Origin of the sequence: Flavobacterium sp. ASW18X (assembly GCF_005144745.1) — a bacterium.
In the GTDB taxonomy this organism is placed as follows: domain Bacteria; phylum Bacteroidota; class Bacteroidia; order Flavobacteriales; family Flavobacteriaceae; genus Croceivirga.
On record NZ_SWKK01000043.1, the window covers coordinates 1 to 4,711 of the forward strand.

At 37.0% G+C, this 4,711-nt stretch carries 2 protein-coding genes; both read right to left on the reverse strand.

Going from position 1 to position 4,711, the window contains the following annotated elements; translation table 11 throughout:
* A partial coding sequence (locus FBT53_RS15865; protein ID WP_169630385.1) for a sorbosone dehydrogenase family protein occupies nt 1–1,287 on the reverse strand: 1,287 nt, incomplete at its 3' end.
* Nucleotides 1,288–1,534: 247 nt separating this feature from the next.
* Nucleotides 1,535–4,711 (reverse strand): PKD domain-containing protein (locus FBT53_RS15870; RefSeq protein ID WP_136952168.1); only part of this gene is annotated, 3,177 nt, incomplete at its 5' end.

Genomic DNA, 4,711 nt, shown 5'->3' on the forward strand with positions numbered 1-4,711 from the left:
GCAACATCCAGCTCCGTATGCCAATATGTACATATAACCATCTGGTCCTATCTCCATATCTATAAAACCATCTTGGTTTTGAGGAAATACACCTGGAGCCAATTGTTCGGTATCCAAAATATCCCCATTAACATCCATACCTACAGACCATACTTTGCTCGTGTTAAAATCATAGAAAAAGAAACGACCATCAAATTCTACTGGTAGCCGTTGCTGGTCGCTTAAACTTGGATTGTACTTATAACGTGGCCCTGCCATATAAGATTGATGGAAAAAATCCATCCATGCGGGCTGAGCTGGTGGTAAATCTATGAGTCCCGTATTCCATACAGATATATTTTTTGGCGATACTGGGTCGTTATAATACGTTGGGACTGCATAATCTATTAAAAAAGCATATTGAGAAGAATCGTCGTTACCGCCAACCGTATTTGGGTCATTAATACCATTACCTGCAAAATAAGGCCAGCCATAATTACCTGCCTCTTTAACCAAATTCATCTCGTCCAGACCTACTGGCCCTTCGCCATTTGGACCATCAACATCTGAATCGTGACCTACTTCGCCCCAAAACAACCAATCGTCAAATTCAGCATCTACATGCATGCGATAAGGATTCCTAGCTCCCATAACATATATCTCTGGTAGAGTATTGGGGGTTCCTGGTGCAAATAAATTACCAGTAGGAATGGTGTAACTACCGTCTGACTGCGGTGTAATACGAAGTATTTTCCCTCTTAAATCGTTAGTATTAGAAGAGGTGTTCTCAGCACTCTGTTTAGAATCGTTCTCATTAAATGGACCATAAGGACTATGGTTAGAGTTGTCTCCAGTAGCTATATATAAATTCCCTTGTGAATCAAAACCTAAATCACCCCCTGAATGAAAATAATTATCCCGCTGCGTATCCCACTCAATCACTACTACCTCTGAACTGAGATTTAAATTATCCCCTTCCATTAAAAAACGAGAGACACGATTCTTTACCGTGTCTAGTGGTGAGTAATGCAAATACACATAATTATTACTAGTAAAATTAGGGTCAAAAGCTATACCCAACAATCCGTCTTCCAAACCATGAAAAACCGATAACTCACCTGCAACATGTGTGGTTTGTGTTTCAGGATTGAAGACTATTAACTCCCCATATCTATCTAATAAAAATATACGACCATCTGGAGCTATCTTAAACGTGGTAGCGTTTTCTAAATCGGTAAGTAAGTTTATTTGCTCAAAAGAGCTTGGCAACTGCCCATAATTAGAAATTGAAAAAAGTAAGGTTGCCAAAAAAAATAAATTCTTGACTCCCTTTGTAACATTCCAATAAATAATAATCCCCATAATGAATATAATAATATTTTTTGCACGCAAAAGACGCTACAACTGATTCTAGGGGGAACGTTCAAATATATTGATATAGAGACATATAAAAATCACATCTTTAAAATATTCGATTAATCAAAAGATTAGTAGGATTAAATACAAAAAAAGGAGGTAACATTGTCACCTCCTTTTTATTATAAGTTAAAATAAACTAGTTCTTAACCAATAGCTGCAATGATATTGGCTTCCCTTTGTTAAACTCAACAGTCACAAAATATAGTTCATCTCTTAGACTACCAATTGGAATTCTATAACCGACAAAATCTGAACTCGGAATTAGATCTGCAGCTTCGAATACATTCATTAATCGCCCAGAGGAATCATGCAGTAATATTTTAGATACAAACTTACTTTCATCATCAATGTCCAGAGCAATATCTGTATATCCGCCTGAAGCAGGGTTAGGGATGATTGCAATTTCATTATCTAATGTTAAGGTAGATAGTCCAAACTTAATATTTACCACAGCCGTTGCCGTATCGGTTAGACCGTCGTTATCCGTAACCGTCAAACTCACTATGTACTCTCCTACCTCCGTATATTCATAGGACACAATTTCTCCTGATGCTGTAGTACCGTTTCCAAAATCCCAAGAATAAGTTACAATTGAACCATCTGAATCTTCTGATTCTGTTCCTGAGAAATTAATTAACAATGGAGCATTGCCTTCTTGGGTGTCTACAGTAATAACTGCATTGGGGTTTATTAATCCTTGAACCACCGAAATTGTAACTGTAGTAAAATTAGTATTCCCAACATTATCCGTAACTGTCAACGTTACCGTATATTCCCCAGGGTTTTCAAACACATGATTCACATTAACTCCTGATGCTACATTCCCATCACCAAAATCCCAAGCGTAGTCAACTATGGTATTTGCATCATCTGTGGAATCTTCACCACTGAAGACAACATTAAATGGAGCATTTCCTGTAATGCCGTCCGTTGTAATTACCGCTAAAGGCGCTTGATTTGCCATGACTTCTATCTCAATACTCGTAGTATCTGAAGCTCCTGAGTTGTCAGTTACCATTAGAGTTACTGTATATACTCCATCGTTTTGAAAAGTTATTACAGGACTTTCTTCTGAAGATGTTCTGCCATCACCAAAATCCCATCCATAACTTAGTATTGTACCGTCTTGATCTGTAGAGTTAGATCCATTAAAAATAACTGGTAAGGGCGCAACACCAGTTGTTGGGTTGGCCTCAATAATTGCTCTAGGAGGTAGATTTTCTCCTTCAGCTATTACAGTGATTATTTGCTGAACAATACCTTCTCCATCTTCATTATCCACAACAGTTAAGGTGACAGTATACTCCCCAATATTGACAAATTCATGATTAACTATTTGACCTGATGCAGAAGTTCCATCACCAAAATCCCACACATAAGAAACAATATTTCCATCACTATCTGTAGAATTGCTAGCATCAAAATTAACCGTCAATGGAGCAAAACCGTTTTCAGTATCCACCTCAATAATTGCATTAGGATTCTGATTAACTCTTGTGGTCACCTCTATTTCAACTGTACTGGTATGCTGTAGCCCATCGTTATCTGTCACTACTAACTCTACCTCATAAATACCTTCAGAAGTAAATGTGTGTATAGGATTCTGCTCTGTCGAAGTGGTACCATCTTTAAAATCCCACAAATATTCTACTATGGTGCCATCGTCTGTAGACTGGTTACCAATAAAACTTACCTCTAATGGCCAATTACCACTTATTGGGGTAGCAGAAGCTACTGCTACCGGTTTTACCAACTGCGTTACAGAAATTCCTGAAAGTTTTGCAAAATTTGTAACACTCTCAAAATCAACATTTAAAATACCATCTGTTAAATCAACTATAAATGATTCCTCTACAGCAGTAAATTCCTGATTTCCAGCAGCAACATATACATCATATTCATCCAATTGATGCTGATTATCTTCAATGGATACGTTAAAAATTCGCTCTCCAGCAGCTGTGAAAAATAACTCAGCAAAATGCAAGGTTACTCTATAAGCTTCATTATTAGGCACCGGAATAGCATAATTAAAAGAACCATTATAACGTTCCGTTTGATAAATTTCATCATTATCTGTATTTGCTATAGCATTGGTGGTACTAAAGTCTGATTCCCCTCCATTGAAGTATTGATCTGCAATCCAATTTTGACCATTATAGTTAACTGTAGGTCCACCAGCATTGATGTATAAGCTTTCTTGAAATTCGGCCACAACCAAGTCAAAGGTTTCACTATCTTGTAGTCCACCCTGATCTGTAACCGTTATTTCTATTGGATATGTTGCAGCTGGAACATTCAATTGCCCTGAAATTAATCCTGAAGTTTCACTTATTGTTAAATCTTCTGGTAGGCCAATAGCGCTATATGTTAAGACGTCTCCTAAATCATTAGCTTCTATTTGAATATTAACTCCTGAATCCGTAAATACCGTTTGTGTTCCTGGGTTTATAATAATTGGTGCTTTATTTTCTGCTCCAGCTAAAATTTCAATACCAGATATTTTGGCTCTATCAATATAATCTGTTGCAATTATTGTTAAATAACCATCATTAACATCTACCGCAAAAGATTCCACCACAGCCGTATTCTGGCCTCCGGAGGTAGCAATAATGTCATAGTTGTTTAAGGTGCCTTGACCACCTTCGACAGATACATCAAAAACTCTTGCACCAACAGTATTGTGATAAATTTCTGCAAAATGAAGCCTAACCCCATACCTGCCATTTTCCGGAACTGGTATTTCATAAACTAAAATACTTTCTCCTGCACTAGAATTTCTTTCCGTTTGATAAATCTCATCATTCTCGGTATTTGCTATCTCATTAATTGCATTAAATTCTTCTCCTTCTTGGAAATAAATATCAGACACCCATTGTTCTCCATCAAAATTAACATCTGCCCCTCCTGCATTAATTCTTAAAATAGGTGTTAATTCTCCAACTTCCATTGTAAAAGAAATTTCTGTAAAAGCATCCAATTGGTCACTTACCCTTACGGTTACAAAATAACTTGCCTCTGCAGCTGTTAATGTTCCAGAAATTAGACCTGTAGTCTCATCTATAGACAGACCAGAAGGTAGGTTAACCGCGCTATACGACAAGACGTCTCCAGAATTTGGGTCTCTTGCATCTATTTGCAATACTATTTCTGAATCTAAATTATACAATTGTAATCCAGGGTTCTGTACAATAGGGCTCTCATTTATTGGAGCGTTTGCATCTATTGTTTTATTCTCAAAGATTCTTGGAATAATAGTGTTCCATCCAGTAGATATAATATCCAAATCTCCATCATTGTCTATATCCACAACTTG